Below are 23,268 nucleotides of genomic sequence, written 5' to 3'. Positions count from 1 at the left end.
CTCCGGCTGTGACGTTGCGGCTGGCTACTCGCCGAGCTCGCTGACGTGGACCCGCTCGCCGCGTGGGCCGAAGAGGCTGATGAACTCGACCGCCTGCGGCCCGCCCGCGCCGAACCAGTGCGGAGTGCGGGTGTCGAACTCGGCGGCCTCGCCGGCCTCGAGCAGGAACTCGCGGCCGCCCAGGACGAGGCGGAGGCGGCCCGCCAGGACGTAGAGCCACTCGTGCCCGGGATGGACGCGCGGGCGAGGATCCTCGGGGGTGGACCTCCCTGGGAGGACGTGCTTGAAGGCGGTCACCCCGCTGGCCCCGCGGCTCAGGGGCAGGATGGTCTGCCCATGGCGGCGGATGGGCCGAATGTGGACGCGCGGATCGCCCACGGCCGGGGCGCCCACGAGCTCGTCGAGGGGGACGCCGTAGGTCCGCGCTAGCGGCAGCAGGAGCTCGAGCGTCGGGCGCCGGCTTCCGGATTCGAGCCGGGACAGCGTGCTCACGGAGATCCCCGTCGCGACCGAGACGTCCGCGAGGGTCAGGCTCCGCCCGGCGCGGATGGCGCGCAGCCGGCCGCCGACGTCGTTCAGGAGGTCGTCGAAGGAGCCGGGTGCGTCGGGCATGCACCCAGTTTGCCATAGTGGCAAAACGGATTGCCATCCTTGAGGGACTCTTATGAGAATGGTTCTCCAGAAGGAGGCAACCATGGAATCACACGGGATCTACGACGTCGCCATTGCCGGCGGGGGCTTCTCGGGGCTCAGCGCAGCCGTGGCCCTCGCTCGCTCGCGCCGCTCGGTCGTCGTCGTCGACGGCGGCGAACCGCGCAACGCCCCCGCGGCCGGCGCGCACAACGTGCTGGGGCGCGAGGGCGTCCCGCCGCTGGAGCTCCTCGCCGAGGGCAGGCGCGAGGCGCAGGGCTACGGCGCACGCCTCGAGCATGGCCAGGCCGTGTCGGCCAGTCTTGGGGAGGGCGGCTTCGAGCTGGGGCTCGCGGACGGCAGGACCATCCGCGCCCGCAGGCTGCTCCTCGCCACGGGCCTCGTCGACGAGCTGCCCGAGGTCCCGGGCGTCCGGGAGCTGTGGGGCCGCAGCGTGCTGCACTGCCCCTACTGTCATGGCTGGGAGGTGCGCGGCCGGCGCATCGGCGTGCTCGCGACGGATGCGAGGGCGGTCCACCAGGCCCTGCTGTTCCGGCAGCTGAGCGAGGACGTCACCGTGTTCCTCCACGAGGCGGATCTGGACGACGCCGCCCGGGCGCAGCTCGCCGCCCTCGGCATCCGCCTCGTCGAGGGCAGGGTGGCGGGCCTGACGTCGGAGGGCGGCGGGCTCCGGGCGGTCGCCCTGGCGGATGGCCGCGAGGTCGCTGCGGACGCCGTAGTGGTCGCTCCGCGGTTCGTCGCCCGGACGGCCCTCTATGAGCAGCTCGGCGGGACGCCTGCCCAACATCCCCTCGGCGTCCACATCCCGGCCGATGCCATGGGGAAGACCGACGTCCCGGGCGTGTGGGCCGCAGGCAACTCGAGCGACCTCGCGGCGATGGTGTCCGGGGCCTCCGCGGCCGCCTCCCTCAACGCCGATCTCCTGATGGGGGCCGCCGCCCCACCGGCCTCCCCACTGGCGGCCCGGCTCGGAACGGGGGCCGGCTCATGACGCACGCCTTCGACGAGCAGTACTGGGAGACCCACTGGACGAGCCTGAGCGGGGCGTCACCAGCGGAGCACGGCGGCGGGACGGCCAATCCCCACGTCGTCGACGAGATCGGGGCGCTTGTCCCGGGAACGGCGCTGGACGCGGGCTGCGGGCACGGTGCCGAGGCGATCTGGCTTGCGGCCAGGGGCTGGCGAGTCACCGCAGCGGACGTCTCGGGCCACGCGCTCGAGCAGGCCGCGGCGCGCGCTGCGGGCCTCGCCCTTCCCCGCCCAGTCACCTGGCTCCAGGCGGACCTGACGGCGTGGGAACCGGAGGGCCGCTTCGATCTTGTCATGACCAACTACGCCCACGCCTCGATGCCCCAGCTCGACCTCTACGAGCAGCTCTCGCGGTGGGTCGCCCCCGGCGGGACCCTCCTCGTCGTCGGGCATCTGGAGGCCCCGGCCGCGGCGGGCGCCCCGACAGGCCTGCCGCACGCCCACCCGCCGGCAGCGTCGGTCCGGCCGGAGGACGTCGCCGCACGCCTCGGGCGCGACGGCTGGCGCGTCGAGACCGCGGACCGGCGGGCGCGGACGGTCATGAGGAGGCCGGGGCACGCCATGACCCTCCACGACGCCGTCATCAGGGCCACTCGGCGCGAGGGGTGAGCCGGGCCTGTCCGCCCGTGTTCGTCGTGGCCCTTGGGGCCCGGCGAGTCGGGTGCGACACGCCGCGTTGAAGCGATGCAGCTGGCCCATCGTGAGCAGGAACGGACGCCTCTCGGGGTCCGCGGCCGGGCTCGCGGACCGGACTCCGGGTGGAGGCGGCCCTACAGGCCCCGCACTGCCGTGGCGATCCCGGCGGCGACCGCCGGGTCGATGACGCCCGAGCCCCCGCGCGCCGAGGCGTGCACGGCGTGCACCCCGGCCGCGAGGAGCTCCGGCACGAGCCCCGCGGTCACGCCGCCGCCGGCCATGACCTGCAGCCCCGGCGCGTGCACCCGGCCCAGCCCGACGAGCCGCCGCAGCCCCGCGAGCCCCCGGCCGCAATCCGGCGCCCCGCCGCTCGTGAGGACCCGGTCGGCGCCTGCCCGCGCGATCCGGGCCAAGGCTTCGGCGGCCAGACCATCAGCGGCCCGTCCGTCCGTGCCCAGCGCGCCCGCGGCCAGCGCGGCGTCGAACGCCCGGTGGAAGGTCACCTCCGCGCCCGGGTCCTCGGTACGCACCGCGGTGGCGACCCGGCCGAGCGCCTCGGCGTCCGGCCCGCCGTCGGCCGAGAGCATCCCGACGACGACCCCCGCCGCGCCCGCGCGGATCGCGGCGACGGCATCGGCCTCGATGCCCTTGAGCTCCTCGGCCGTGTAGGCGAAGCCGCCCGCCCGCGGCCGGACCAGCACGTGCACGGGGATCCCGACCGCGCACGCGGCCTCGATCACGCCGATGCCCGGCGTGACGCCGCCGGTCTCTGCCAAGGCCGCGCACAGCTCCACCCGGTCCGCCCCGGCGGCCAGGGCGACCCGCGCCCCCGCGGCGGACTCGACGGCGAACTCGAGCGCCGGGCCAACCGTCGCGAGGCTGCGCGGAGCAGACTCGGGCCCCGGCCTCAGAACCCCTGCCACGCGGGCTTCCGGCCGAACGTGTACTGGTAGTACTCCGTGTGCGCGAGGCGCGCGGCGGCGGGCTCGTCGACCAGGACCGTGACGTGCGGGTGCAGCTGCAGCACCGACGCGGGGCACAGAGCCGCCAGCGGGCCCTCGACCGCGGCGGCGATGGCCTCCGCCTTGGCCTCGCCGAGTCCGATGAGGATCACGTGCCGGGCCTCCATGATCGTCCCGAGCCCCTGCGTGAGGACGTGCTCGGGGACCTCGTCGATGCTGTCGAAGAAGCGCGCGTTGTCCCGCCGGGTCTGCGCCGTGAGCGTCTTGATCCGCGTCCGCGAGGCGAGCGAGGACATGGGCTCGTTGAAGCCGATGTGCCCGTCCGTGCCGATGCCCAGGATCTGCACGTCCACGCCGCCGGCCTCGGCGATGGCGCGCTCGTACCGCTCGGCCTCGGCGGCCGGGTCCGGGGCCTCGCCGTCGAGCCCGTGCACCGCGCCCGGGGCGAAGTCCACGTGGTCCGCGATCTCGCGCCGGATCACCGAGCGGTACGACTCCGGGTGCGAGGCCGGCAGGCCCACGTACTCGTCGAGCGGGAAGCCCTGCGCGTCGGCGAAGCTCAGGCCCTCCTCGCGGTGGCGCCGGATGAGCTCGCGGTAGGTCCTGAGCGGGGTCGAGCCGGTCGCGAGGCCTAGGACGGCGGGGCCGCGCCGGAGCCGCTCCTCGATGATGTCGGCGGCGGTGCGGGCCACGGCGTCGGGGTCGGGCAGGACGATGATCTCCATGCTGCTGCTTTCTCGTGGTGGGCGGGCGGGCGGTGAGGGGCGCACGACGGCGGGCGGTCGCCGTCGTGCGCCCGGGCGCGAGGGCAGGACGAGGGAGCGGGGGGCTACTTCGCGGGCTCGGTCTCGACCGTGACCTCGTCGTCCTCGCGGCCCGGCGTGCGCAGGTTCCAGCGCTTGATGACGAAGCTGAAGAGGAAGTAGTAGACCACCGCGTAGCCGAGGCCGATCGGGATCAGGAGCCACGCGTTCTCTGCCTTGCCGAAGTTCAGCACGAAGTCGATGAGCCCGGCCGAGAAGGTGAAGCCGTGGTGGATGTCGAGGGCGTTCACGAGGGCCAGGGAGGTGCCGGTCAGGACGGCGTGGACCACGTAGAGCGGGAAGGCGACGAACATGAACGCGTACTCGAGCGGCTCGGTGATGCCGGTGAGGAACGCGGTGAGGGCCGTGGAGAGCATGATGCCGCCGACGATCTTGCGCTGGGACTTCTTCGCGTGCCGCCAGATCGCGAACGCCGCGGCCGGGAGGCCGAACATCATGATCGGGAAGAAGCCGGTCATGAACAGGCCCGCGCCCGGGTCGCCGGCGAAGAAGCGGTTGAGGTCGCCGCGGACGAGCTGGCCGTCGGGGCCCGTGAAGTCGCCGATGAGGAACCAGACCACGGAGTTGAGGATGTGGTGCAGGCCGGCCGGGATGAGCATGCGGTTGGCGAAGCCGTACACGCCGCCGCCCACGACGGCGTTCGCGGCTACGGCCTGGCCGACCCACGAGAGCGCGGCGTTGAAGAGCGGGTAGAGCATGGCCATGACGACGCCGACGACGAGGCTCGTGACCGAGGTCAGGATCGGCACGAGGCGCCGGCCCGAGAAGAAGCCGAGGAAGTCGGGCAGCTTGGTCCGGTAGAACCGCTGCCACAGGCTCGCGGAGAACAGGCCCACGATGATGCCGGCGAGGACGCCGTAGTTGATGACGGCGGGCTTGCCGGTCGGGTCGAGCTGGTCCGCGAGGACCACGGGGGACATGGCCTTGAAGACGCCGTCGATCACCATGTAGCCGACGACGGCGGCGAGGGCCGTGGAGCCGTCCGCCTTCTTGGCCCAGCCGATCGCGATGCCGACGGCGAAGATGAGCGGCAGCCAGGCGAAGACGGCGTTGCCCGCGGCGGAGATGACGGCGGCGCCCTGGGCGAAGCCCGGGATCGCGCCGAGCAGGTCCGCCTGGCCGAGCCGCAGGAGGATGCCGGCCGCGGGCAGGACCGCGATGGGGAGCATGAGCGTGCGGCCGAGCCGCTGGAGGGTCGCGAAGACGACGTTGGGCTTCTTCTCCGGCGCCTGGGCCGTCGTGTCAGTCGACATGGGGTGCACCTTTGCGGGATGGGATCTGGGGGTCTTGTGCAGTGCCGGTCCTAGCCGGTACTGTCTGGTTATGACCAGTTCAGTGTGAGCGGAGCCACGGCGGGATGTCAAGGGATGACCCGCAGGGCGAAGCGGCACACACTGGTCCCACGACCAGCTAGGACAGCGAAGGAGCCATGCCATGTCGAAGGCAGAGAAGATCATCGCCGGGCTCGGTGGAGCCGGGAACATCGTCGAGGTCGAGGCGTGCATCACACGCCTGCGCACCGAGGTCAAGGACGCGTCGCTCGTCGACGAGGGCGCGCTCAAGGCCGCCGGCGCGCACGGCGTGCTCGCCGCGGGCTCGGCCGTCCAGGTCATCGTCGGCCCCGAGGCCGACACGCTCGCCGAGGACATCGAGGACCTCCTCTGATGGCGGCGGCGCTCATCGTCCGGGCCCCCATGGCCGGCACCGCCGTCCCGATCGGCCAGGTCCCCGACCCCGTGTTCTCGGCCGAGATGGTCGGCTCCGGCGCGGCCGTCGAGCCGCCCGCGGGGGAGTCCTTCGAGGTCGTCTCCCCGGTCGCCGGGAAGATCGTCAAGCTGCTCCCGCACGCGTTCGTCGTCGTGGACGCCTCGGGGCGGGGCGTGCTCACCCACGTGGGGATCGACACCGTGAAGCTCCAGGGCGAGGGCTTCGAGCTGCTCGCCGCGAAGGGGGACACGGTCGACGCCGGCGCTGTCATCATGCGCGTCGACCCGGCCCCCGCGCTCGCGGCCGGCTACTCGATGGTGAGCCCCGTCGTCGTCCTCGACACCAAGCCGGGCACGACGACGCCGCTCGCCGAGGGCGCCGTCGAGGCCGGGGCGGAGCTCTTCTCGGTCAACGGCGGCTGAGCGCGTCACACTGGGAGGCAGGGCTGCGGTCTGACCAAGGGGGTTTGAGGATGCGAGAGCTGTCGACGTCCCGACTGCAGGGTGCGTTCTACCTGGTCACGGGCATATGGCCGCTGCTGCACATGCGCAGCTTCGAGGCGGTGTCGGGGCCGAAGACCGACACATGGCTGGTCCGCGCGGCAGGCCTGCTCATCGCCGTCATCGGCTACGCACAGCTGCGGGCCAAGGAGACCCCGGAGAGCCTGGAGCAGGCGCGGCGCCTCGGCACGGGGACCGCCGGAGCGCTGGGCTCCATCGACGTGTTCTATGCGCTGCGGGGCAGGATCAGCAAGGTCTTCCTGCTGGACGCCGCCGTCGAAGCCGCCTTCCTCGCCCGCTGGCTGCGCAGGAGGACCTGAAGGTCCTCGGGGCGCACGTCCTCCTCCGGAAGTCCCGCCAGGAACGTGTGCGAGGGTAGAGCCCATGACCGCCGACGCCCTGCTCCTGCCCAAGGCCGAGCTCCACCTGCACATCGAGGGCACCCTCGAGCCGGAGCTCGCGTTCGAGCTCGCCGCCCGCAACGGCATCACGCTCCCGTTCGGCTCCGTCGAGGAGCTGCGCGCGGCGTACTCGTTCACGGACCTGCAGTCGTTCCTCGACCTCTACTACGCGTGCATGGACGTCCTGCGCACGCGCGAGGACTTCCGCGACCTCGCCGCGGCGTACTTCGAGCGCGCGGCCGCCGAGGGCGTCCGGCACGCCGAGCTGTTCTTCGACGCCCAGGCGCACACCTCCCGCGGGGTCGCGTACGCGGACGTCGTGGGCGGGCTGCGGGACGCGGTCGACGACGCCGCGCGCCTGGGCGTGAGCGGCTCGCTCATCCTCTCGTTCCTCCGCGACGCCCCGGTCGAGCAGGCCGAGGCCGTGTGGGCCGAGGCGAGGAGGGACCTGGCGGGGATCGTCGGCGTCGGGCTCGACTCGGCCGAGGTGGGCAACCCGCCGGGGAAGTTCGCCGCGATCTACGCCGAGGCCCGCGCACTCGGGCTGCACGCCGTCGCGCACGCGGGGGAGGAGGGCGGCCCGGAGTACGTGTGGGGCGCCCTGCGCGACCTCGGCGCCGAGCGGATCGACCATGGGATCCGCTCGCTGGAGGACCCCGAGCTGGTCCGGCACCTCGTCGAGCACCGCGTCCCGCTCACGGTGTGCCCGTTCTCCAACGTGCGGCTCCGCGCCGTCGACACGCTCGCCGTCCACCCGCTGCCCGAGATGCTCAGCGCGGGCCTGCACGTGACCGTCAACTCGGACGACCCGGCATACTTCGGCGGCTACGCGGGCCAGAACCTCCAGGCCGTCGCCGAGCAGTTCGGCCTCTCCCGCGGCGACCTCGCGACCCTGGCCCGCAACTCGGTCACGGCGAGCTTCGCTTCCGCTCAGCGGCAGGCGGAGCTCCTCGCCGACATCGACACCTGGGAGGCCGCCGACGGCGCCTGATCAGGCGGACGACGCCCCGGACCGGAACAGCAGGACCACTCCGACAACGAGCGTCGCAAGGTAGAAGGCGAACGGGGGCATGTCGCGGAAGACCAGGGTGAGGACGGCGAGGAGGGCCACGTAGACGATGAGCGCCCAGCCGAGCCAGGCCGGAAGCGGCGAGGACAGCAGCGCCATGCCGAGGGCGGCCAGGCCCGCTTCCGTGACGAGGAAGGAGGCCAGGTACGCCCATGTGGGGGACCGGCCTTGGGCGAACCGCTCAGGATCCGCCGCGCGGGCGACGACCTGCCACAGCCAGGGGACGACTGCCAGAGCCAGCAGGGCCACGCTCGTCCAGACGAGGGGGGCAAAAGCCTCCCTGCGCAAAGACATCGCGTAGAGGGCGATACCGAGCACGGTGACCACCGCGCCGGCGCCGAAGAGGACCTGCGCGGCCTGCCACTGTCCGAGCGCGGCCTCGATGCTCTCCAGCTTCTTGGCCGGAGACGTCTCGGGGAAGACCCGCATCGAGATCGGCAGGAACGCCGCGACGATGAAGAGCACCGAGCCCAGGACCGTCACCGTGGCCCCGGCGAGGCCGAGATTCCGTTCCATGGACCACCGCCTGCCTCGCGTCGGCCCCCCGCACTAACAGAATCGGGGCATCGACGCCGGTGGACAAGGCCCGCTACTACGACACCGCGGCCTTCGCCGCCCAGCTCGGCCCGGCCGGCTGAACCGCGAGGATCTCCCGCGCGGCCGGGATCCGCTCTGCCGCGAGCGCCTCCAGCCGCGCCTCCTCGAGGACGTCGGCGATGAGCACCCGCTGCCCGGTCTCCGAGGACCGGACGGCGGCCTCGACCATGGCCAGGCTCAGGACGTTCTCGTGGATCTCGCCCGAGGGCGTCTCCCCGGTGCGTAGCGCCTGCACGAACTCCGCGAGGGCCCCGGCGATCTCCTCGGGCCCATCGTCCGGCGGCTCGACCAGCGGACCCGGCCGCCCGCCGTCGTCCGCCCGCCCCGCACCTGCGGCGAACTCCGCCACCGGCGCCGACGCCCCGTCCCACACCGCCGACCCGCCGGCCCCGTTGACCCGCCACGACCCGTTCCACGAGGTCTCGAGCCCGTCGGCGCACCAGCTGCCCGTGTAGGCGAAGCGCGCCCCGCCGGCCATCTCGAACACGGCGGTCGCGGCGGCGCCGTGGGCGTACCAGCTCCAGTCCGGGTTGAACTCCTCGCAGTAGACGGACACGGGGTCCTGGCCGAGGAGATACCGCGCGGCGTCGAACGCGTGGATCGCCATGTCCACGAGCAGCACGTGCTCCATCTCCTCGCGGAACCCGCCGAAGTGCGGGGCCTTGAAAAAGTCGCAGGTCAGGATTCCGATCTCGCCGAGCCCCTGCGCGAGCCGCCGGAACGCCGCGAGTGCGTTGAAGTACCTCCGGGACTGGCTGATCATGAGCAGCTGCCCGCTCGCCTCCGCGACGGCCGCGAGGGAGAGCGCCTCCGCGACGGTCGGGGCCGCGGGCTTCTCGCACAGCACGGGCAGGCCGAGCCCGTGCGCCTCGACGTTGACCGGGTGGTGCGCCGCCGGGATGGTCACGTTGACGACGGCGTCGGGCCGGGTCGTGCGGGCCACCTCGGTCAGGCTCGTCCCGACCGGGACCCCGGCGAGCCCGAGGTCCGCGAGGGCCGCGTGCGCCGCGGCCGGGTTGAGGTCGACGACGCCGACCAGCTCGACGTCGTCGGACGCCCCGAGGAGCCGCAGCCAGGCCCGGCCCATCCCGCCGGCGCCGACCTGGACGACCCGCACGGGCGCGGAGGGATCAGACAGAGTAGCGAAGCTCAATTCGCCATCGCCCCCTCGTAGCCGTGGCCGGTGTAGAAGTCCTCGGTCTCGTAGCGCAGGAGCACGGGGTCGGTCCGCTCGGGCCGCAGCGTCCGGGCCCACTCGACCCCGTTCGCGATGACCCGCCGGACGTCCCGGTGGTGGTACACGGGGTAGTCCTGGTCGCCGGGGCTGAAGTAGAAGATCTTGCCGTAGCCGCGCCTGAACGTGCAGCCGCTGCGGAACACCTCGCCGCCGGAGAAGGTGCTGAGGAAGATCAGCTCGTCGGGAGCGGGGATGTCGAAGTGCTCCCCGTACATCTCCTGCTCCGGGATGATGAACGGGTGCGGCACGCCCTGCGCGATGGGGTGCGTCGGGTCGACGGTCCAGACGATCTCGCGGTCCCGCTCGGAGCGCCAGCGCAGGGTGCACGTGGTGCCCATGAGCTTGCCGAAGATCTTGGACCAGTGCCCCGAGTGCAGCACCACGAGGCCCATCCCCGCGAGCACGTGCCGGTGGACGCGCTCCACGACCTCGTCGGCGACCTCGGCGTGCGCCGCGTGCCCCCACCAGACGAGGACGTCGGTGGCCCGCAGCCTCTCCTCGGTGAGCCCGTGCTCCGGGTCGTCGAGGGTCACGGTGGAGACCAGGGCCCGCGCCCCGAGGTTCTCCTCGATGCCCTCCCGGATCGTGGTGTGCATGCCGTCCGGGTAGATCTCCGCCACGCGGGGCTGGAGGCGCTCGTGGCGGTTCTCGCCCCAGACGGTGACGCGAAGGGGAGTGTGGTTGTGGTTCATGGAACGGTTCCTTTGTTCGAAGGGTGAGGGACGCCGTCGTGCATCACTTGACCGAGCCGCCGGTGGCCCCCGCGGCGATGTACTTCTGCGCGAGGACGAGCAGCACGATGGCCGGCAGGGAGGAGAGCACGGCCGTGGCCATGACGGCGCTCCAGTTGGAGACCTGCGTGCCGAGGTAGGTGTAGATGCCGAGGGTCACGGGCCGCACGGCCTCCGTCGTCGTGAGCGTGAGCGCGAAGAGGAAGTCGCTCCACGAGAACAGGAAGGCGAACAGGCCCGCCGTGATGAGCGAGTTGCGGCTCACGGGCAGCACGATCGAGACGAACGCGCGGACCACCCCCGCGCCGTCGACCCTCGCGGCCTCGACGATGCTGGGCGGGATGCGCATCATGAACGCCCGCAGGATCAGGATGACGAACGGGATCGCGTGCGTCGCGTCGGCGAGGATGAGTCCGTGGATCGAGTTCAGCAGGCCGAGGTCGTTGTAGGCGGCGTAGAGGGCGTTCGCGATGACGATCCCGGGGATCATCTGCGAGACGAGGATCGCGAGCAGCGCGACGCTGATCCAGCGCGAGCGGATCTGCGAGAGCATGTACGCGGCAGGGGCCGCGACGGCGAGGCTGAACGCCACGGTCCCGAGCGAGATGAGCAGGCTCGTGACGAGGTTCGGCCCCTGCTGCGCGATCGCCCGCTCGTACCCCGCGAAGCTCGGGTTGAGCGGCAGGAAGTCCGCGGTGAGCGTGTTGCCGGAGGGCTGGAGGGACGCGTTGACCATCCAGTAGACCGGGAACAGCATCACGGCCAGGAAGAGGAGGCCGACGGCGGTGTGCCGCAGCTTGGGCCGGTCGGCGCGCCTCCTTGCCTGTGATGAGGAGGGCGCGGAGGGGGCGGCGGACGACGGCGCGCGGCCGGGCGTGCTTGTCAGTGCAGTCATGCGTGGGTCCCCTACTCGTCGACCGCGCGCCGGTTGAGGCGGAGGTAGACCACCGCGAACACGAGCGAGATCAGGATCAGGATGTTGGAGAAGGCGGCGCCGACGCCGAACTGGAAGTTCACGAACGACTCCTGGTACGAGCGCACGGCCAGGGTCTGGGTCGCGTTGGCGGGCCCGCCGTTGGTCAGGCCGAGGATGATGTCCAGGACCTTGAGCGTGTAGACCACGCCGAGGACGAGGACCACGCTCACCACGGGCCGCAGGTTGGGCCACGTGATGTGCCAGAACGCCTTCCAGCCCGTCGCGCCGTCCATCGCGCCGGCCTCGTAGAGCTCCTCGGGGATCTCCTGCAGGCCGCCGTAGAGGATGGTCACGTTGAACGGGATGCCCACCCAGATGTTCACGAGGACGACGGCGATGAGCGCCACCGAGGGGCTCGTGAGCCAGGGGATCGGCTCGGAGATGAGGCCGACGCCGCGGAGGAAGCCGTTGAGGACCCCGCTGTCCTGGTCCAGGATCGAGCGCCACGTGGCGCTCGAGACGATGAGCGGCAGGAGCCACGGCAGCAGGAGCATCGAGCGCAGGAACCCGCTGAGCGGGAACCGCTTCCGGAAGAACGAGGCCAGGGCCAGGCCGATCGCGAACTGCCCCGCGATCGAGCCGACCGTGAACAGCGCGGTGTTGAGCATCGCCGGCCCGAAGAGGTTCGAGCCGATCGCGGTGGCGTAGTTCGCGAGCCCGACCCACGGGGCCTCGCCCGTGAAGAAGGTCCGGGTCGTGTACTCCTGCAGGCTCATGAGGACGTTCTTGACCACGGGGTAGCCGAAGAACAGGACGAGGTAGAGGCCAGCGGGGGCGAGGAAGAGGGCCTGGACGAGGCGCTCCCGGCTGGCCCGCCGCCGTCGTGCGCCCCTGGCGGGCGGGGCCGCGGCCCGGGCGGGGGAGACCCCGCCCGGCGCCACGGGGGTTTCGAGTGTCGGCATGGCGGGCCTCAGCCTGCCGAGGCCCGGGCGAAGGCCTCCTCGGGGGTGGCCTGGTCGGTCAGGGAGAGCTGGATCGCCGTGTACATGACGGTCGCGGCCTTGGGCCAGTCCTTGCCGAGCTTGCCGGTGCGCGAGCGGGCGTTGGCCACCTGCTCGGTGAACGCGGCCATCTCCGGGACGGCCTTCGCGTACTCTGCGCCGAGGGCCGTCCGTGTCGGGACCACGAAGCGCTCCTTGGCCAGGGCCAGCTGGTTCTCGTCGCTCGCGATGCACTCGACGAGCTCGGCGGCCTTGGCCTGCTTGGCCTTGCTGCCGGTCTGCGGGACGGTCCAGACCTCGCCGCCGAGCGGGGCGACGGGCGTCTGGCCGGCCTCGTTGACCGGGACCTGCACGGCCTCCCACTTCACGTCGGGGGTCTTGGCCAGGGACGGGATCTGCCACGGGCCGTTGATCATCATCGCGGCCTTGCCGGCGGCGAACTGGTCGCGGACGTCGGCCTGGCTCCAGTTCACCACTGACTTGGACGCCGAGCCGGAGGCCACGAGCCCGTCGGTGAATGCGAGGGCCTCGGCGACCTGGCCGCCCGTGAGGTCCGTCTCGTCGCCGCCGTTGGTCCACATGAACGGCAGGAACTGCCACGCGCCCTCGTAGGTCGCGATCGCGGAGAACGCGAGGCCGTAGCGGTCGCCGGTGGTGAGCTTCGCGGCGGCGGCCTTGAGCTCGTCCCAGGTCCTGGGCGGCTCGACGCCGGCGGCCGCGAGCATCTCCTTGTTGTAGAACAGGCCGAGCGTGTTGGCCGTCGGGGCCAGGCCGTAGACCTTGCCGTCGAGGGTCGCGGCGTCGATCATGCCCGGCGCGAAGCCCGAGGTGTCCACGCCGTAGTCGCCCAGCGGGGAGAGGCCGCCGGTCGCGGCGATCTCCTTGACGTCCGGGTTGTCGAGCATGAGCACGTCCGGGAGGGTGCGCGAGGACGAGCGCTGGAGGACCTTCTGGATGAGGTCCTTGCCCGGAGTGGTCTCGCGCTTGAGGGTGACGCCGAGCTGGCCCGCGCACCGGTCGAGGGCCTTCTGGACGTGCGACTTGTCCGGCTCGTTGTTGTAGTAGTCCAGGACGGTCAGTTCCTTGACGTCCTCGGCGGCGGTGGACTGGCCTCCGCCGCCGCAGGCCGTGAGGGCCAGGGGTGCGAGGGCCGCGAGGGCCAGCAGCCGGGTCACGTTCTTCTTCATGGGGGGCTCCTTCGCCAGAGTGGGCAGGTGTGAGTGGGGATGTCGTGAGGACGACGGCGTTTACGCGCCGACGGTTGCTGCATTTCCGGCCGGGACGTCGCTGGTCGCGACATCGCGCCACTGCGCGCGGCCGGCGGCGCTGTCCTCGACGGCCTCGAGGAGGCGCTGGATCTGCAGCCCGTCGCCGAACGAGGGCTCGGGCTGCTCGCCGCGGGCGATGGCCCGGGCGAAGTCGGCGACCTCGTGGACGAAGCAGTGGTCGTAGCCGAGCCCGTGGCCGGCCGGCCACCAGGCGCCCGCGTAGGGGTGCTCGGGCTCGGTGACGAGGATCCGGCGGAAGCCCGCGGACGGGGCCGGGTCGACGCCGTCGTACAGCCACAGCTCGTTGAGGCTCTCGAAGTCGAACGCGAGCGAGCCCTTCGAGCCGTTGAGCTCGAGCCGGATCGCGTTCTTGCGGCCGGTCGCGAAGCGGGTCGCCTCGAACGTCGCGAGCGCGCCCTCGTCGGTGCGGGCGATGACGACGGCGGCGTCGTCGACCGTCACGGCGCCCCGCCCGCCGTCGTGCGCGCCGCTCGCGTGGAGGCCGACTGCCTGGAGGCCGCTCGAGGCCGCCGGCAGCGGGCGGCTCTTGACGAAGGTCTCGGTCAGGGCGCTCACGCCGACGATGCGATGGCCGCTGACGTACTGGGCGAGGTCGAGGATGTGCGCGCCGATGTCGCCGAGCGCGCCCGAGCCGGCCTTGTCCCTCTCGAGCCGCCAGACGAGCGGGAAGTCCTCGTCCACGATCCAGTCCTGGAGGTACTGCGCCCGGATATGGCGGATCGTGCCGAGCCGGCCCTCCCGCACGAGCTCGCGGGCGTAGGCCAGGGCCGGGGTCCGCCGGTAGGAGAAGCCGACCATCGCCAGAGCGCCGCGTGCCCTCGCGTCCCGGGCGGCGAGGGCCATCCGCTCGGCCTCCTCGACCGAGTTCGCGAGCGGCTTCTCGCACAGCACGTGCTTGCCGGCCTCGAGGGCCGCGATCGCGATGGGCGCGTGCAGGTTGCCGGGGGTGCAGATGTCGACCGCGTCGATCTCGGGGTCCTCGACGAGGGTGCGCCAGTCGGTCTCGACGCGCGGGATGCCGAACTTTGCGGCGAACTGCTGTGCGGCGCTGGCGTCCCGGCCGCAGACCGCGGAGAGCCTCGGGGCGATGCCGAGGTCGAAGAACCGCGGGGCCGTCGTCCAGGCCTGTGCGTGGATCGAGCCCATGAAGGAGTAGCCGATGAGGGCTACACGCAGGGGCCTCGGCTCAGTTGGGCCGGCCTCCGGAGAGGCGGAAGTGGGCTGGGACGTCATCGTCCTCCTGTCGGGGTGGAGGTCTGGCAGGGGGCCACCCGTTTAAACGGTTAACCGCGAGTGACGTGAACCACTTTGCCTGCGCCCGGAAGTGCTTGTCAAGGAAAAAGTTAAGCGGTTTACTGGAGGAGCCGCCGCGGTCGGGACGAGGCCGTAGGCTGGGTCCGATGCGCCCGCTCGTGGGCACTCTTGTAGACAGTTGGGGAGGGGCACGCATGCCGACAATGAGGGACGTGGCGCGGCTCGCCGATGTCTCCATCGCGACCGTGTCCTTCGTCATCAACGAGACCAAGCCCGTCAGCGCCGCGACGCGCCAGCGGGTCGAGGACGCGATGCGCGAGCTCGGCTACCGGCGCAACGCGCTGGGCCGGGCGCTCGCGAGCAAGCGCACGCGGATCATCGCGCTGCTCTACCCGGCGCTCCAGCGGCGGCTGCACGAGAGCGCCGTCGAGTTCTTCACCTCGGCGGCGCAGGCGGCCAAGGACCTCGGGCACAGCCTCGTGCTGTGGCCGATCAGCAACGAGGCGGACCAGGTGCAGGAGATCATCGCCAACGGGCTCATCGACGGCGTCCTGCTCATGGAGGTCCAGCTCGACGATCCCCGCGTCGAGCAGCTCACCGGCTCGACGATGCCGTTCTCGCTCATCGGCCGCACGCGGCACCCCGAGCAGCTGCCGTACGTCGACGTGGACTTCGAGAACTCGCTCGTCGACGCCGTCGACTACCTCGAGGGGCTCGGGCACCGGACGATCTGCCTGCTGGACAACGGGAGCGCCGAGCTGGCCCTGGCCGGCTACGGGCCGCTCGTGCGGGCGCGGGAGACGTTCGCGGCGGAGATGGCGCGGCGGGGGCTCGAGGCCGTGCACCTCTCGTGCCAGGACTCGCCCATCTCGGGCGAGGGCGCCGCTGAGGAGCTGCTCGCGACGGCGCCGGACGCGACCGCCGTCGTCATCATGAACGACAGCGCGGTCTTCGGGTTCGTGAGCGGGCTGAGCCGGCACGGGGTGCGGATCCCCGAGGACCTGTCCGTGGTGCTGTTCGCCTCGACCCCGGACGTGGCCGCCTCGACCGACCCGCACCTGACGCTCTGGCGCCTGCCCGGCGTCGAGCTGGGCCGGCGCGGCGTCGAATCGCTCATCGACCAGCTCGAGGGCCGCGGGGAGCCGATGACCCAGGGCGTCGTGAAGTGCACCTTCGAGGAGGGCGCCTCGACGGCGGCCCCGCGGGCGGGAGGCGGCTGACCCTGCGCCCGGCCGGGGAAGGGTGCGCCGGAGGGCCTCCGGCGCACCCTTCCGTGTCGACGGGCAGTCGCTCAGTCCTTCCGCGCCGTGGCCAGCCGGTTGAGCGCGAGCGCGCCCACCAGCAGGCCGAAGTCCCGCAGGGCGACGTCGTAGGCGCTGCCCAGCAGCAGCAGGTTCACGATGATCCCTGCCAGCCACGCCGCGACGACGAGCGATCCCCACCGGGGCTTCCACGCCACGAGCAGGCCAGCGGCGATCTCCACGACGCCGACGGCGTACATGAACGCCTGCCCGCTGACGGGGACCACCTGCGTCGCGAGGGGCGCGAGGTAGTCGGGCCAGTACGTGAGCAGGTTGAAGAACTTGTCCAGGCCGAAGAGGACCGGCGCGACGACGTACAGGCTGCGCAGCAGCGCGTAGGCCTGGAGCTCGCCCCCGCGGACGGCCGTGAACAGGCCCGGCCTGCTGACCGCGGCCGTCCTGTGGAGCCGCCCTGCGCCCGGATGGCTGGCTTGGTTCGCTGACATCATGACCTCCGTCCATGTCCATAACTGGTACTTGCGATTTTAGAACCTGACCCGCTCTAAAACAACAGATCGCAGTTTTGGATCTAGACTGGATCCATGGCTGGAGAGGATGCCCTCCGCGCCGTCGCGGCGCTGGGGGAGGAGCGGCGCAGGGCCCTGTTCGAGTTCGTGCGCGGCGCCGGCAGGCCCGTGGGCCGGGACGAGGCGGCCGAGGCGACGGGGATGAGCCGGGCCGCGGCCTCGGCGCATCTGGATCGGCTCGTTGACGACGGCGTGCTGGCGCACGGCTTCTCGAAGCCGCCCGAGCGGTCGGGGCCCGGCAGCGGGCGGCCCTCGAAGGTGTACTGGGCCGCGCTGGACGAGGTCTCCGCGTCGGTGCCGCCCAGGAGCTACGACCTCGCGGGGTCCATCCTCGCGGAAGCCGCACAGCGGGCGATCAGCGGGGGCTCCTCGATCGCCGAGGCGATCCGCGCCGCGGCCCTCGACCGCGGCCGCCTTCTGGGGGGAGACCACGGTCGCCCGGAAGACGCACTCGAATCCGTCGGCTACGAACCCGTCGCCGACGAGGGCGGCATCCGGCTCGGCAGCTGCCCCTTCCACCGGCTCTCGCGCGAGTGCCCCGACGTCGTGTGCGCGCTCAACGGGGCGCTTCTGCAGGGCGTCCTGGAGGGCTGCGGCGACCACGCCCACCGGGTCGAGGCGGAGCCGGATGGCGAATGCTGCGCGAGGCTCGCCCGCGGCTGAGGCGCGCGGCCTGAGCCGCGCACGCCCGCGAGGACGATCATGGACCCATGGGGTACACCTACACCTTCCCGCTGGCGCCTCCCCGCCCGCCGGCCCTCGCCTATCCGGTGTACGGCCTTGAGCTGAACGGCGCAGGGGACCACTCCGTCGTCCTCCACTCTCCAGAGGAGCTGGACAAGAAGGGCGCCTTCAAAAGGCTCTCGGTGGCGCTCGCGCTGCTCGGCGTCTACGAGGGGGTGGGGCTGATTGAACGTGCGGCGGGAAGCATCGACGGATACTCCATGAGCCGTTCTCCCGAGGAGTACGTCGACCCCGCGCTGTCGCCGGAGGTGGCCGAGGCGGTGAGGAGGCTGCGCCGGGCGAACGACCCGTACCAGATCCAGGCGTGCTTTACCCTGTCGCGCGGCCTGGCCCTCATGGCCGCTCCGGAAAGCGCGATCACCGAGTTCTTCAAGGTTATCGAGCTGCACATCAAGCACCTGGCCTGGTCACGTGCCCTGGACAGCGGCGCCGCGAGGAACGTCCTCGTCGACAAGATCATCCTCTCGAAGCGGGTCAGGGACGCTCTGCGCGTCCGCCGCCTCCTGGACCCAGGCGTTCTCGAGCTCGTCTACAAGATGAAGGAAGTCCGCAACAAGTTCGTCAGCCACGGAGGCGTGCGGGCCGCCGTAGGCGAGCTCTTCGGCGATCCCGAGGGCAGCGCCCAACTGCTCGAGGAGTCGGAGTTCAGGTACGACCCGGACCTCCACTACGGCCCGGGCTTCTTCGAGCGCGTCGTGAACGACGTCGCGCTGGTCGCCTCGTTCCTCTTCACCCTGACGCAGGGCCTCGAGCCCCGCGTCTGCGAGCCGTCGGGTGGATGGTCGCAGGCGAGCGATCGTGTCCGCGAGACGCTCTCGGCCGCTGGCGCCACGTGGATCAGCCCCTCGCAGGGGGCGCTCGAGCCGCGCCATTGACGTTCTCCCGCGGGCGCGCCTACCCTCGGCTGCCCGCTCGGAGGGACACGCCTGCATGTCATCCCGTTCTCCGACCTGACCCGGAAGACCTCGACCGCGCCCGGCAGATCTACGAGGGATCCTTCCTCGCGTGGGAGCGCGAGGACTTCGGCGAGCTGCTCGCGCGGGGGGCGGACGACGGCGTCGTGCAGCTCGCGTGCAGCGTCGACGGTGGATGGGTCGCCCGCCATCGCTGGCGAGGCATGACTGGTACGGATCGGATAGACCAACGCGGTTTGCCATTCCCGGACTGGCCAGGAACAGCCGATGTCGATCAGGGCGGCGCTGTCGTAACCAACCAGCACCACATGCCGGATCCCCATGTCTCAAACATGGACAAACGCGACCGACTCGCCAAGATTCGGGACATTGTGCACAGAATACCGCGACGCTGCACGGTCGGGTCTGTCATGGTGGCCGGAGAGGAAGTGGGGTATCTGCTTGCGTTCGAAGGGAACGTTCCCGCGCAGCCGCTCTGGCAAAGACCACTTCGGCATTCGCCGCGACTCACGGCTCGACCTCATGGGGAGACATTCAAATGGCATGCAAATTGGGGTATCTGCTTAACTGAATTAGACTGGCGTATGGCCGATTTGTCGCCGCAGATGCCGGGCCCAGGCGTGGACTACCCCAAGAAAGCCCAGGCGTGGACTACCCCAAGAGATTCGGGCAGTTTCAGGACTGGTTCAGCACGGATGACGCGTGTGTTGAGTATCTGGCCAAGCTGCTGAGTCTGCTGCGACATGCGCAGGTGATGAAAACCGAGCGGGACGGCGAGCCGGCCACGGGGTAGCGGTCGGCAGCTACGAGAGATATGAGCAGGGGAAGAGAGCAACAGGAGGAGGCCCTGTGGTGAGTTCCAAGACCATGCTGGCAGTTGGACTGGCTGCCGCAACGCTCGTCGTGTTCGTCGTCGTCATTGCGATGGGTGGTGCGTTGCGCGCTGGGCTCGCGCCATGGCCGGGCATCGGCGTTGCCGTCCTGGCGATCGCTGCGTTCGTTGTCTCTCGGGAGCGCCGATCCTTCGTCGTGGCGGGACTGCTGGCGGCGAGCGGCGTCCTCGGCGTCGTGTATGCCTTGATAAGAACGGAATTCTTGATGGCCAGTTCGTTTCCTGGTCCGATCTTCGGAATCATCCTTGGGCTTCCGATACTCGGGCTGGCCGTGGCAGGGGCTGTTGGAGCCACTCGGGACCGAAAGCGCAGGGACGGCACGTCTGGTCGTCCGGCGGCTTTATGAGGCACGGCCTCTCATTCAGCCCAACAAGCGCGCGTCACCGATCCGTCATACCTGACCACCAGCTGCCTCTGAAGAATCTGGTCAGTTCCGCATCTGCGGACTGACTTCAGCTAAGCAGATACCCAATGCATGCAAACATTTGGGCATTAGGGGTGCTCGGTTGACTATCGCCAGCTTCGGAGTTGCCGCGCTGTTCACGCTGCTGCAGACCGCGCCAGCGTCAGCAAGTCACGGCGGATGGCACGACGTCTGCAGCATCGACTACGCCTGCGAGTCCTGCCCGTTCTTCCTCGTCGACCCGCTGGAGCGGGACTCGATGGAGGCCAAGCGACTCCACTTGAAGGTCAAGTACGAGCGGGCCCGGGCGATTCAGACCCGTCCGCACGTGCTCGAGTACTTGCTCAAGCGAATCGAGGACTGTTCGTCCCTCATTCGGGCCATCGACGACTACATCGCCTCCCTCGAACCCGACGAGCGTCAGAGGATCGAAGAAGCCCTTTCCACCATGGCCGAGATCCGCAACCGCGCATCCCGCCCGAGGCGAATCGACCTGCGCGGAATACTGCGAGAGGGCGCCACAGATGGCCGGCAGTAGCGGCGTTGAAGCCCTCCGCGCCCATCGTCGGGCGGTGGCCGGACGGAAGAAGGAAGATGTAGCCCGGGCCCTCCTGGCGCTGAGCGCACGCGGTGACGGCATCACCGTCTCCTCAGTGGCAAGGCAGGCAGGAGTGTCCAGGGAGTACATCCACAGCCATCCCGAAGTCCATGCGGCAGTCCGCGAAGCGGCCAAGAAGGCCGCCGAACTCGCCGAGCACGAGCAGCGACAGGAAACCTCGACCTCTGTGCGTGCCGGAGCAGCCCAGAGGCTCACCCTCGTCGCCGAGATCAAGCGCCTCCGCGGGCGCCTCGAAAAGCAGCAGCGATCCATCGACGAACTGCATGTCCAGCGAAGAAGATGGCTCGGAGCCCAGGTGCCAGACCCGGACAAAGTCGACCCCGCGGTCCACGCCGAGCTCCGCTCGGCAAACGAGCGGCTCCTGTCCGAAAAGGCCGATCTCCTGAACACCATCGGCGAACTGAGACGAGTCGTCGGCGCTCTGGAGTACGACCTAGCCGCCTGCCGGGAAGCTCTGACCCAGCACTTCTCCGGTTAATGAGCAAGCAGGCACCGGACAAAGATCCGCTCGTCTCCCCGGAACATGTAGATCTTTAGGACTGCCGGTAAGGGTACACTCAAACGGACTTGCCCTGACCTCCGAAGCCTTTCCCGTTGTGGTCCTTGGAAAATACGATGGCATGTATGGACGAAAGCCCGGTACGCAGAGAGGTCCTTGTGATCCGCGAGGCCCCATTCGCCTCGGTTTCATGGGCCCTTCTTATCATTGCTCGAAATGAAGCGGCGCCGTGAGTGGAACCTCATCTTTGCACTCGACCCAAGGTTTAGGTGCATTCCCTTGGAGCGCCAGACCGAATCCAACTGATTATGGAGGATGCATCTTGGCTTCTGAAAGTAGCGACGAGCAGCTCGAGCAGGCACGCAGGGCCCTAGCCGACCTCTGGAATAACATGCCTCAGCATCGTGCTGCTAGGTATCAAGCCGGTCAGGGATTTGGAACAACAGTTTCCTATCATGGGACAGTCCGGACATATCCCCATCTGGATGATCTGGTAGGACAGGTCGGAGGAGCCCCTTTGTCTCAAGAAGGACTTGAGCGCGTCGACGATGCGATTGCCCAGAGGGAATTTGAAGACATGGACCGGAACCAAATCGCCCTTGAGATCTCGCTCTATTACGGGGACGTCATTGTCAAGTCGCATCCCAGCGCCTATTGGATAATAGAACAGGGGAGATTCCCGCGAGTGCAGCTCGATCAGGAACACTTCATTGATATGTTCCTAATTGCCAAAGACAATATTGAGCGAGGGCGGCCCTTTCTCCGCCAGGCCTTTGATCGCTTAATTTCCTTCACATCGAGGGGCGACAGGCCCGGCCACAGCTGAATGATCAGGCCTGTCGCTCCCTTGCTAATCAGTTGCCGCAGTACCAGAAATAGTTTCCGTCATAGACCGACGCCGTGTATTGAAGGCCTCCGCTACGCACAACCCCGCGGCTACTGCCCGAGAACCCGCTGTAGTTCCCCGTAGTGCAGGTGAAATTAGTGAGGTTCGTCAGACTTCTGTCCCAGTAGACTGAATTGAAGTCATAATCTACATCTGCCCAGACACCCCAAAAGGTGTCATACTTGTTAAGCACCGATTCCATCTGGATGTATTCCACCAGATAGTCACACGATGTGAGCGCTGATCCCTCGACATTACTGTAACTCGTTTGGCGGTAGTTGATGTAAACAATCAGGTACAGCCACATCCGGACGGGTACGAGGCGGCTATGCTCGCTTCGTCGGCCGTAGCCGGCTCCAGGACATAGGCAGCCTTCTCTTCGCCAAGAATCTGTCCACCATTCCGCCGGACCTTCTCCTGGACCTCGGCCAGGTGTCTCTCGAAATCCGCCTTCACCACTGGCGAGGTTTCCTCAATCGGAAGAGGCGGAGCGGGAATGTAATCTTCTCTCTCCACGACTGATTGAGACGACGGGGCAGGCTGCTCTCCGTGAGCGACTGCAGTGCCAGTCCCCGCGAAAAGGGAGAAAACCAGCCCAATTGCAAATAGGGCAGGCGCGAAACGCCCGTGACGCAGGTTCATAGATCTCATATTAACCCCCCGATTAAAAATGAGCCTCTGCTATTCAATAGGTGCGATGCGACGGCGCGCGCTTTTGAGCTCTACCGTCAAAAGGGAATGCTCGCAGCAGTGGCGGCTAATGTCAATCGATCAGTGCAGCGCAAAAGAAGCACGTCCCGGTCGGGGCACTTGTGTGATCCACGCGAAGGTCCGGGTCAGGGACTCCATGTCTGAGCCGGTTTGGCCTTGGATACCTTATGCAATTCAGAAGCCATCTCCTCTTGGCCAGGCACAGTGCCCCTTGACCGGGGGCCTAGCCAGATCGCGGACCTTCTCGTGAGAGAAGGCAGCATCATTGGCCTCTGCAGCCGCCGACAGCCGCCCCTGCCTACTCAAGGGGGAATCGCACCTGCGGCGTTGGCAATGAACGGCGTCAGCTGGCGATGCCGTCGACGCAGGGCCTTCCGAATATCCGCCGAGATGCCTCCCTGGGCTGGCCATCACTTGGGAGCATCGTCTGGCTGATGGACAGTGGATGACACATTCGAGGAGTGGGCTCCGCCCATCTGGCGCCGATGAGAACGAACTGAGGCGAGATAACGAGAGAGAACTGGTGGGGCCACGTCGTGGACCCGGAGCCTTCGGGCTGCTACGACTACACCGCGACGTATATCCCCGATGTGACCCACGCATCGATTCCAGGCAGCGCCTGCTACGCAGAGTATGACCAGAGCATCACGGGGTACTTCACGAAGGTCCTGCCGGCCCTGACGGAGGCGCCGCCCATGCCCTCCGCCGGGATCAACGGGACCGGGACGTTCGCCGGCCTGGTCCCGGAGGGGCAGCTGTATGGGCCCGACGGCGGGTCCGAGTTCGCGGTGGCGCCGAGCGGGTCGGTGGCCGACCCGGTCAACACCGCCACCGGCGCCCTGACCCACACCGAGACCGACCTGGGGATGGCGTCGCTGACGGGGAACCTGTCCGTGAGCCGGTCCTACACCTCGGCCGACATAGTAGAGGGGCCGTTCGGGCGCGGCTGGAGCCTCGGGTACGACAT

27 protein-coding genes are annotated in these 23,268 nt (G+C 69.6%); 15 read left to right on the top strand and 12 right to left on the bottom strand.

Annotation, left to right across the window (positions count from 1 at the left end):
- Positions 1-24: 24 nt before the first annotated feature.
- On the bottom strand, positions 25-612 hold the full coding sequence (locus BV907_RS15695; RefSeq protein WP_077490685.1) for a helix-turn-helix domain-containing protein: 588 nt from the start codon (positions 610-612) through the stop codon (positions 25-27).
- Between the two features lie 82 nt (positions 613-694).
- Here BV907_RS15695 and BV907_RS15690 point away from each other — a divergent pair, with 82 nt between their 5' ends.
- On the top strand, positions 695-1,642 hold the full coding sequence (locus BV907_RS15690; protein WP_139346822.1) for an NAD(P)/FAD-dependent oxidoreductase: 948 nt from the start codon (positions 695-697) through the stop codon (positions 1,640-1,642).
- On the top strand, positions 1,639-2,289 hold the full coding sequence (locus tag BV907_RS15685) for a class I SAM-dependent methyltransferase (RefSeq protein ID WP_077490683.1): 651 nt from the start codon (positions 1,639-1,641) through the stop codon (positions 2,287-2,289). The genes BV907_RS15690 and BV907_RS15685 overlap by 4 nt, the downstream gene beginning before the upstream one ends.
- 161 nt (positions 2,290-2,450) lie before the next feature.
- Here the strand turns inward: BV907_RS15685 and BV907_RS15680 are convergent, their stop codons facing one another.
- From BV907_RS15680 to BV907_RS15670, 3 genes are all read right to left on the bottom strand, one after another.
- Positions 2,451-3,239, bottom strand: a complete 789-nt coding sequence (locus tag BV907_RS15680) for a copper homeostasis protein CutC (RefSeq protein WP_245828023.1) — start codon at positions 3,237-3,239, stop codon at positions 2,451-2,453.
- Positions 3,224-4,003 (bottom strand): glucosamine-6-phosphate deaminase, encoded by a 780-nt coding sequence (gene nagB, locus BV907_RS15675; protein ID WP_077490682.1) that lies wholly within the window; start codon positions 4,001-4,003, stop codon positions 3,224-3,226. The genes BV907_RS15680 and nagB overlap by 16 nt, the downstream gene beginning before the upstream one ends.
- Before the next feature lie 104 nt (positions 4,004-4,107).
- Complete coding sequence (locus tag BV907_RS15670) at positions 4,108-5,355, bottom strand: PTS transporter subunit EIIC (protein ID WP_077490681.1); 1,248 nt, start codon at positions 5,353-5,355, stop codon at positions 4,108-4,110.
- Positions 5,356-5,536: 181 nt separating this feature from the next.
- On the opposite strand from BV907_RS15670, the gene BV907_RS15665 reads away from it, so the two are divergent.
- The 4 genes from BV907_RS15665 (at position 5,537) to BV907_RS15650 (ending at position 7,701) form a co-directional block, all read left to right on the top strand.
- Positions 5,537-5,767 (top strand): PTS sugar transporter subunit IIB, encoded by a 231-nt coding sequence (locus BV907_RS15665; protein WP_077490680.1) that lies wholly within the window; start codon positions 5,537-5,539, stop codon positions 5,765-5,767.
- Complete coding sequence (locus tag BV907_RS15660; protein WP_077490679.1) at positions 5,767-6,231, top strand: PTS sugar transporter subunit IIA; 465 nt, start codon at positions 5,767-5,769, stop codon at positions 6,229-6,231. Before BV907_RS15665 ends, BV907_RS15660 begins: the two co-directional genes overlap by 1 nt.
- Positions 6,232-6,281: 50 nt before the next feature.
- Positions 6,282-6,629, top strand: a complete 348-nt coding sequence (locus tag BV907_RS15655; protein WP_077490678.1) for a hypothetical protein — start codon at positions 6,282-6,284, stop codon at positions 6,627-6,629.
- Between the two features lie 64 nt (positions 6,630-6,693).
- Complete coding sequence (locus BV907_RS15650) at positions 6,694-7,701, top strand: adenosine deaminase (RefSeq protein ID WP_217697952.1); 1,008 nt, start codon at positions 6,694-6,696, stop codon at positions 7,699-7,701.
- Here the strand turns inward: BV907_RS15650 and BV907_RS15645 are convergent, their stop codons facing one another.
- The 7 genes from BV907_RS15645 to BV907_RS15615 all read right to left on the bottom strand — a co-directional run bounded on the left by BV907_RS15645 (position 7,702) and on the right by BV907_RS15615 (position 14,783).
- Positions 7,702-8,295 (bottom strand): hypothetical protein, encoded by a 594-nt coding sequence (locus BV907_RS15645; protein WP_077490677.1) that lies wholly within the window; start codon positions 8,293-8,295, stop codon positions 7,702-7,704.
- A gap of 76 nt (positions 8,296-8,371) precedes the next feature.
- Complete coding sequence (locus BV907_RS15640) at positions 8,372-9,529, bottom strand: Gfo/Idh/MocA family protein (RefSeq protein WP_281250877.1); 1,158 nt, start codon at positions 9,527-9,529, stop codon at positions 8,372-8,374.
- A complete protein-coding gene (locus tag BV907_RS15635) occupies positions 9,526-10,305 on the bottom strand; it encodes a ThuA domain-containing protein (protein ID WP_077490675.1) in 780 nt (259 codons plus the stop codon). Before BV907_RS15635 ends, BV907_RS15640 begins: the two co-directional genes overlap by 4 nt.
- Positions 10,306-10,348: 43 nt before the next feature.
- Complete coding sequence (locus BV907_RS15630) at positions 10,349-11,239, bottom strand: carbohydrate ABC transporter permease (RefSeq protein WP_077490674.1); 891 nt, start codon at positions 11,237-11,239, stop codon at positions 10,349-10,351.
- Between the two features lie 11 nt (positions 11,240-11,250).
- Entirely contained in the window at positions 11,251-12,222 is a 972-nt protein-coding gene (locus BV907_RS15625) for a carbohydrate ABC transporter permease (protein WP_077490673.1), read from the bottom strand.
- Between the two features lie 8 nt (positions 12,223-12,230).
- Positions 12,231-13,448, bottom strand: a complete 1,218-nt coding sequence (locus BV907_RS15620) for a sugar ABC transporter substrate-binding protein (protein ID WP_077490672.1) — start codon at positions 13,446-13,448, stop codon at positions 12,231-12,233.
- Positions 13,449-13,508: 60 nt separating this feature from the next.
- A complete protein-coding gene (locus BV907_RS15615; protein WP_077490671.1) occupies positions 13,509-14,783 on the bottom strand; it encodes a Gfo/Idh/MocA family protein in 1,275 nt (424 codons plus the stop codon).
- A gap of 215 nt (positions 14,784-14,998) precedes the next feature.
- Here BV907_RS15615 and BV907_RS15610 point away from each other — a divergent pair, with 215 nt between their 5' ends.
- The gene (locus BV907_RS15610; protein WP_077490670.1) at positions 14,999-16,024 is read left to right on the top strand and encodes a LacI family DNA-binding transcriptional regulator; all 1,026 of its coding nucleotides are present in this window, start codon (positions 14,999-15,001) and stop codon (positions 16,022-16,024) included.
- A gap of 71 nt (positions 16,025-16,095) precedes the next feature.
- On the opposite strand, the gene BV907_RS15605 is transcribed toward BV907_RS15610, so the two are convergent.
- On the bottom strand, positions 16,096-16,551 hold the full coding sequence (locus BV907_RS15605; RefSeq protein ID WP_245828022.1) for a hypothetical protein: 456 nt from the start codon (positions 16,549-16,551) through the stop codon (positions 16,096-16,098).
- Between the two features lie 96 nt (positions 16,552-16,647).
- Here BV907_RS15605 and BV907_RS15600 point away from each other — a divergent pair, with 96 nt between their 5' ends.
- The 8 genes from BV907_RS15600 to BV907_RS15570 all read left to right on the top strand — a co-directional run.
- The gene (locus BV907_RS15600) at positions 16,648-17,295 is read left to right on the top strand and encodes a helix-turn-helix transcriptional regulator (RefSeq protein WP_077490669.1); all 648 of its coding nucleotides are present in this window, start codon (positions 16,648-16,650) and stop codon (positions 17,293-17,295) included.
- Positions 17,296-17,342: 47 nt separating this feature from the next.
- On the top strand, positions 17,343-18,251 hold the full coding sequence (locus BV907_RS15595; RefSeq protein ID WP_077490668.1) for a hypothetical protein: 909 nt from the start codon (positions 17,343-17,345) through the stop codon (positions 18,249-18,251).
- Positions 18,252-18,936: 685 nt separating this feature from the next.
- Positions 18,937-19,083, top strand: coding sequence for a hypothetical protein (locus BV907_RS18950; RefSeq protein WP_175637493.1), 147 nt, complete (start codon positions 18,937-18,939; stop codon positions 19,081-19,083).
- A gap of 59 nt (positions 19,084-19,142) precedes the next feature.
- The gene (locus tag BV907_RS15590; RefSeq protein ID WP_139346820.1) at positions 19,143-19,529 is read left to right on the top strand and encodes a hypothetical protein; all 387 of its coding nucleotides are present in this window, start codon (positions 19,143-19,145) and stop codon (positions 19,527-19,529) included.
- Positions 19,530-19,689: 160 nt separating this feature from the next.
- A complete protein-coding gene (locus BV907_RS15585; protein WP_077490666.1) occupies positions 19,690-20,124 on the top strand; it encodes a hypothetical protein in 435 nt (144 codons plus the stop codon).
- Positions 20,111-20,683: a DUF6262 family protein gene (locus BV907_RS15580; protein ID WP_139346819.1), complete on the top strand. Its 573-nt coding sequence runs from the start codon at positions 20,111-20,113 to the stop codon at positions 20,681-20,683. The genes BV907_RS15585 and BV907_RS15580 overlap by 14 nt, the downstream gene beginning before the upstream one ends.
- A 343-nt stretch (positions 20,684-21,026) precedes the next feature.
- Entirely contained in the window at positions 21,027-21,530 is a 504-nt protein-coding gene (locus BV907_RS18520; protein WP_139346818.1) for a hypothetical protein, read from the top strand.
- A gap of 1,307 nt (positions 21,531-22,837) precedes the next feature.
- On the top strand, positions 22,838-23,268 hold a 431-nt coding region (locus BV907_RS15570; RefSeq protein ID WP_217697951.1), incomplete at its 3' end, for a DUF6531 domain-containing protein.

The sequence above is a fragment of the Sinomonas mesophila genome (assembly GCF_001999765.1).
In the GTDB taxonomy this organism is placed as follows: Bacteria; Actinomycetota; Actinomycetes; order Actinomycetales; family Micrococcaceae; genus Sinomonas; species Sinomonas mesophila.
The sequence above is the reverse complement of the archived record's forward strand: the minus strand, read 5'-3'. Positions and strand labels throughout refer to the sequence as shown.

Bases quoted from the DNA above. Each gene is read 5' to 3' on its own strand.
- BV907_RS15610 (WP_077490670.1), top strand. From the start codon at position 14,999: ATGCCGACAATGAGGGACGTGGCGCGGCTCGCCGATGTCTCCATCGCG.
- BV907_RS15620 (WP_077490672.1), bottom strand. From the start codon at position 13,448: ATGAAGAAGAACGTGACCCGGCTGCTGGCCCTCGCGGCCCTCGCACCC.
- BV907_RS15670 (WP_077490681.1), bottom strand. From the start codon at position 5,355: ATGTCGACTGACACGACGGCCCAGGCGCCGGAGAAGAAGCCCAACGTC.
- BV907_RS15615 (WP_077490671.1), bottom strand. From the start codon at position 14,783: ATGACGTCCCAGCCCACTTCCGCCTCTCCGGAGGCCGGCCCAACTGAG.
- BV907_RS15600 (WP_077490669.1), top strand. From the start codon at position 16,648: ATGGCTGGAGAGGATGCCCTCCGCGCCGTCGCGGCGCTGGGGGAGGAG.
- BV907_RS15685 (WP_077490683.1), top strand. From the start codon at position 1,639: ATGACGCACGCCTTCGACGAGCAGTACTGGGAGACCCACTGGACGAGC.
- BV907_RS15660 (WP_077490679.1), top strand. From the start codon at position 5,767: ATGGCGGCGGCGCTCATCGTCCGGGCCCCCATGGCCGGCACCGCCGTC.
- BV907_RS15630 (WP_077490674.1), bottom strand. From the start codon at position 11,239: ATGACTGCACTGACAAGCACGCCCGGCCGCGCGCCGTCGTCCGCCGCC.
- BV907_RS15625 (WP_077490673.1), bottom strand. From the start codon at position 12,222: ATGCCGACACTCGAAACCCCCGTGGCGCCGGGCGGGGTCTCCCCCGCC.
- BV907_RS15635 (WP_077490675.1), bottom strand. From the start codon at position 10,305: ATGAACCACAACCACACTCCCCTTCGCGTCACCGTCTGGGGCGAGAAC.
- BV907_RS15645 (WP_077490677.1), bottom strand. From the start codon at position 8,295: ATGGAACGGAATCTCGGCCTCGCCGGGGCCACGGTGACGGTCCTGGGC.
- BV907_RS15605 (WP_245828022.1), bottom strand. From the start codon at position 16,551: ATGTCAGCGAACCAAGCCAGCCATCCGGGCGCAGGGCGGCTCCACAGG.
- BV907_RS15595 (WP_077490668.1), top strand. From the start codon at position 17,343: ATGGGGTACACCTACACCTTCCCGCTGGCGCCTCCCCGCCCGCCGGCC.
- BV907_RS15665 (WP_077490680.1), top strand. From the start codon at position 5,537: ATGTCGAAGGCAGAGAAGATCATCGCCGGGCTCGGTGGAGCCGGGAAC.
- nagB (WP_077490682.1), bottom strand. From the start codon at position 4,003: ATGGAGATCATCGTCCTGCCCGACCCCGACGCCGTGGCCCGCACCGCC.
- BV907_RS15655 (WP_077490678.1), top strand. From the start codon at position 6,282: ATGCGAGAGCTGTCGACGTCCCGACTGCAGGGTGCGTTCTACCTGGTC.
- BV907_RS15650 (WP_217697952.1), top strand. From the start codon at position 6,694: ATGACCGCCGACGCCCTGCTCCTGCCCAAGGCCGAGCTCCACCTGCAC.
- BV907_RS15690 (WP_139346822.1), top strand. From the start codon at position 695: ATGGAATCACACGGGATCTACGACGTCGCCATTGCCGGCGGGGGCTTC.
- BV907_RS15695 (WP_077490685.1), bottom strand. From the start codon at position 612: ATGCCCGACGCACCCGGCTCCTTCGACGACCTCCTGAACGACGTCGGC.
- BV907_RS15580 (WP_139346819.1), top strand. From the start codon at position 20,111: ATGGCCGGCAGTAGCGGCGTTGAAGCCCTCCGCGCCCATCGTCGGGCG.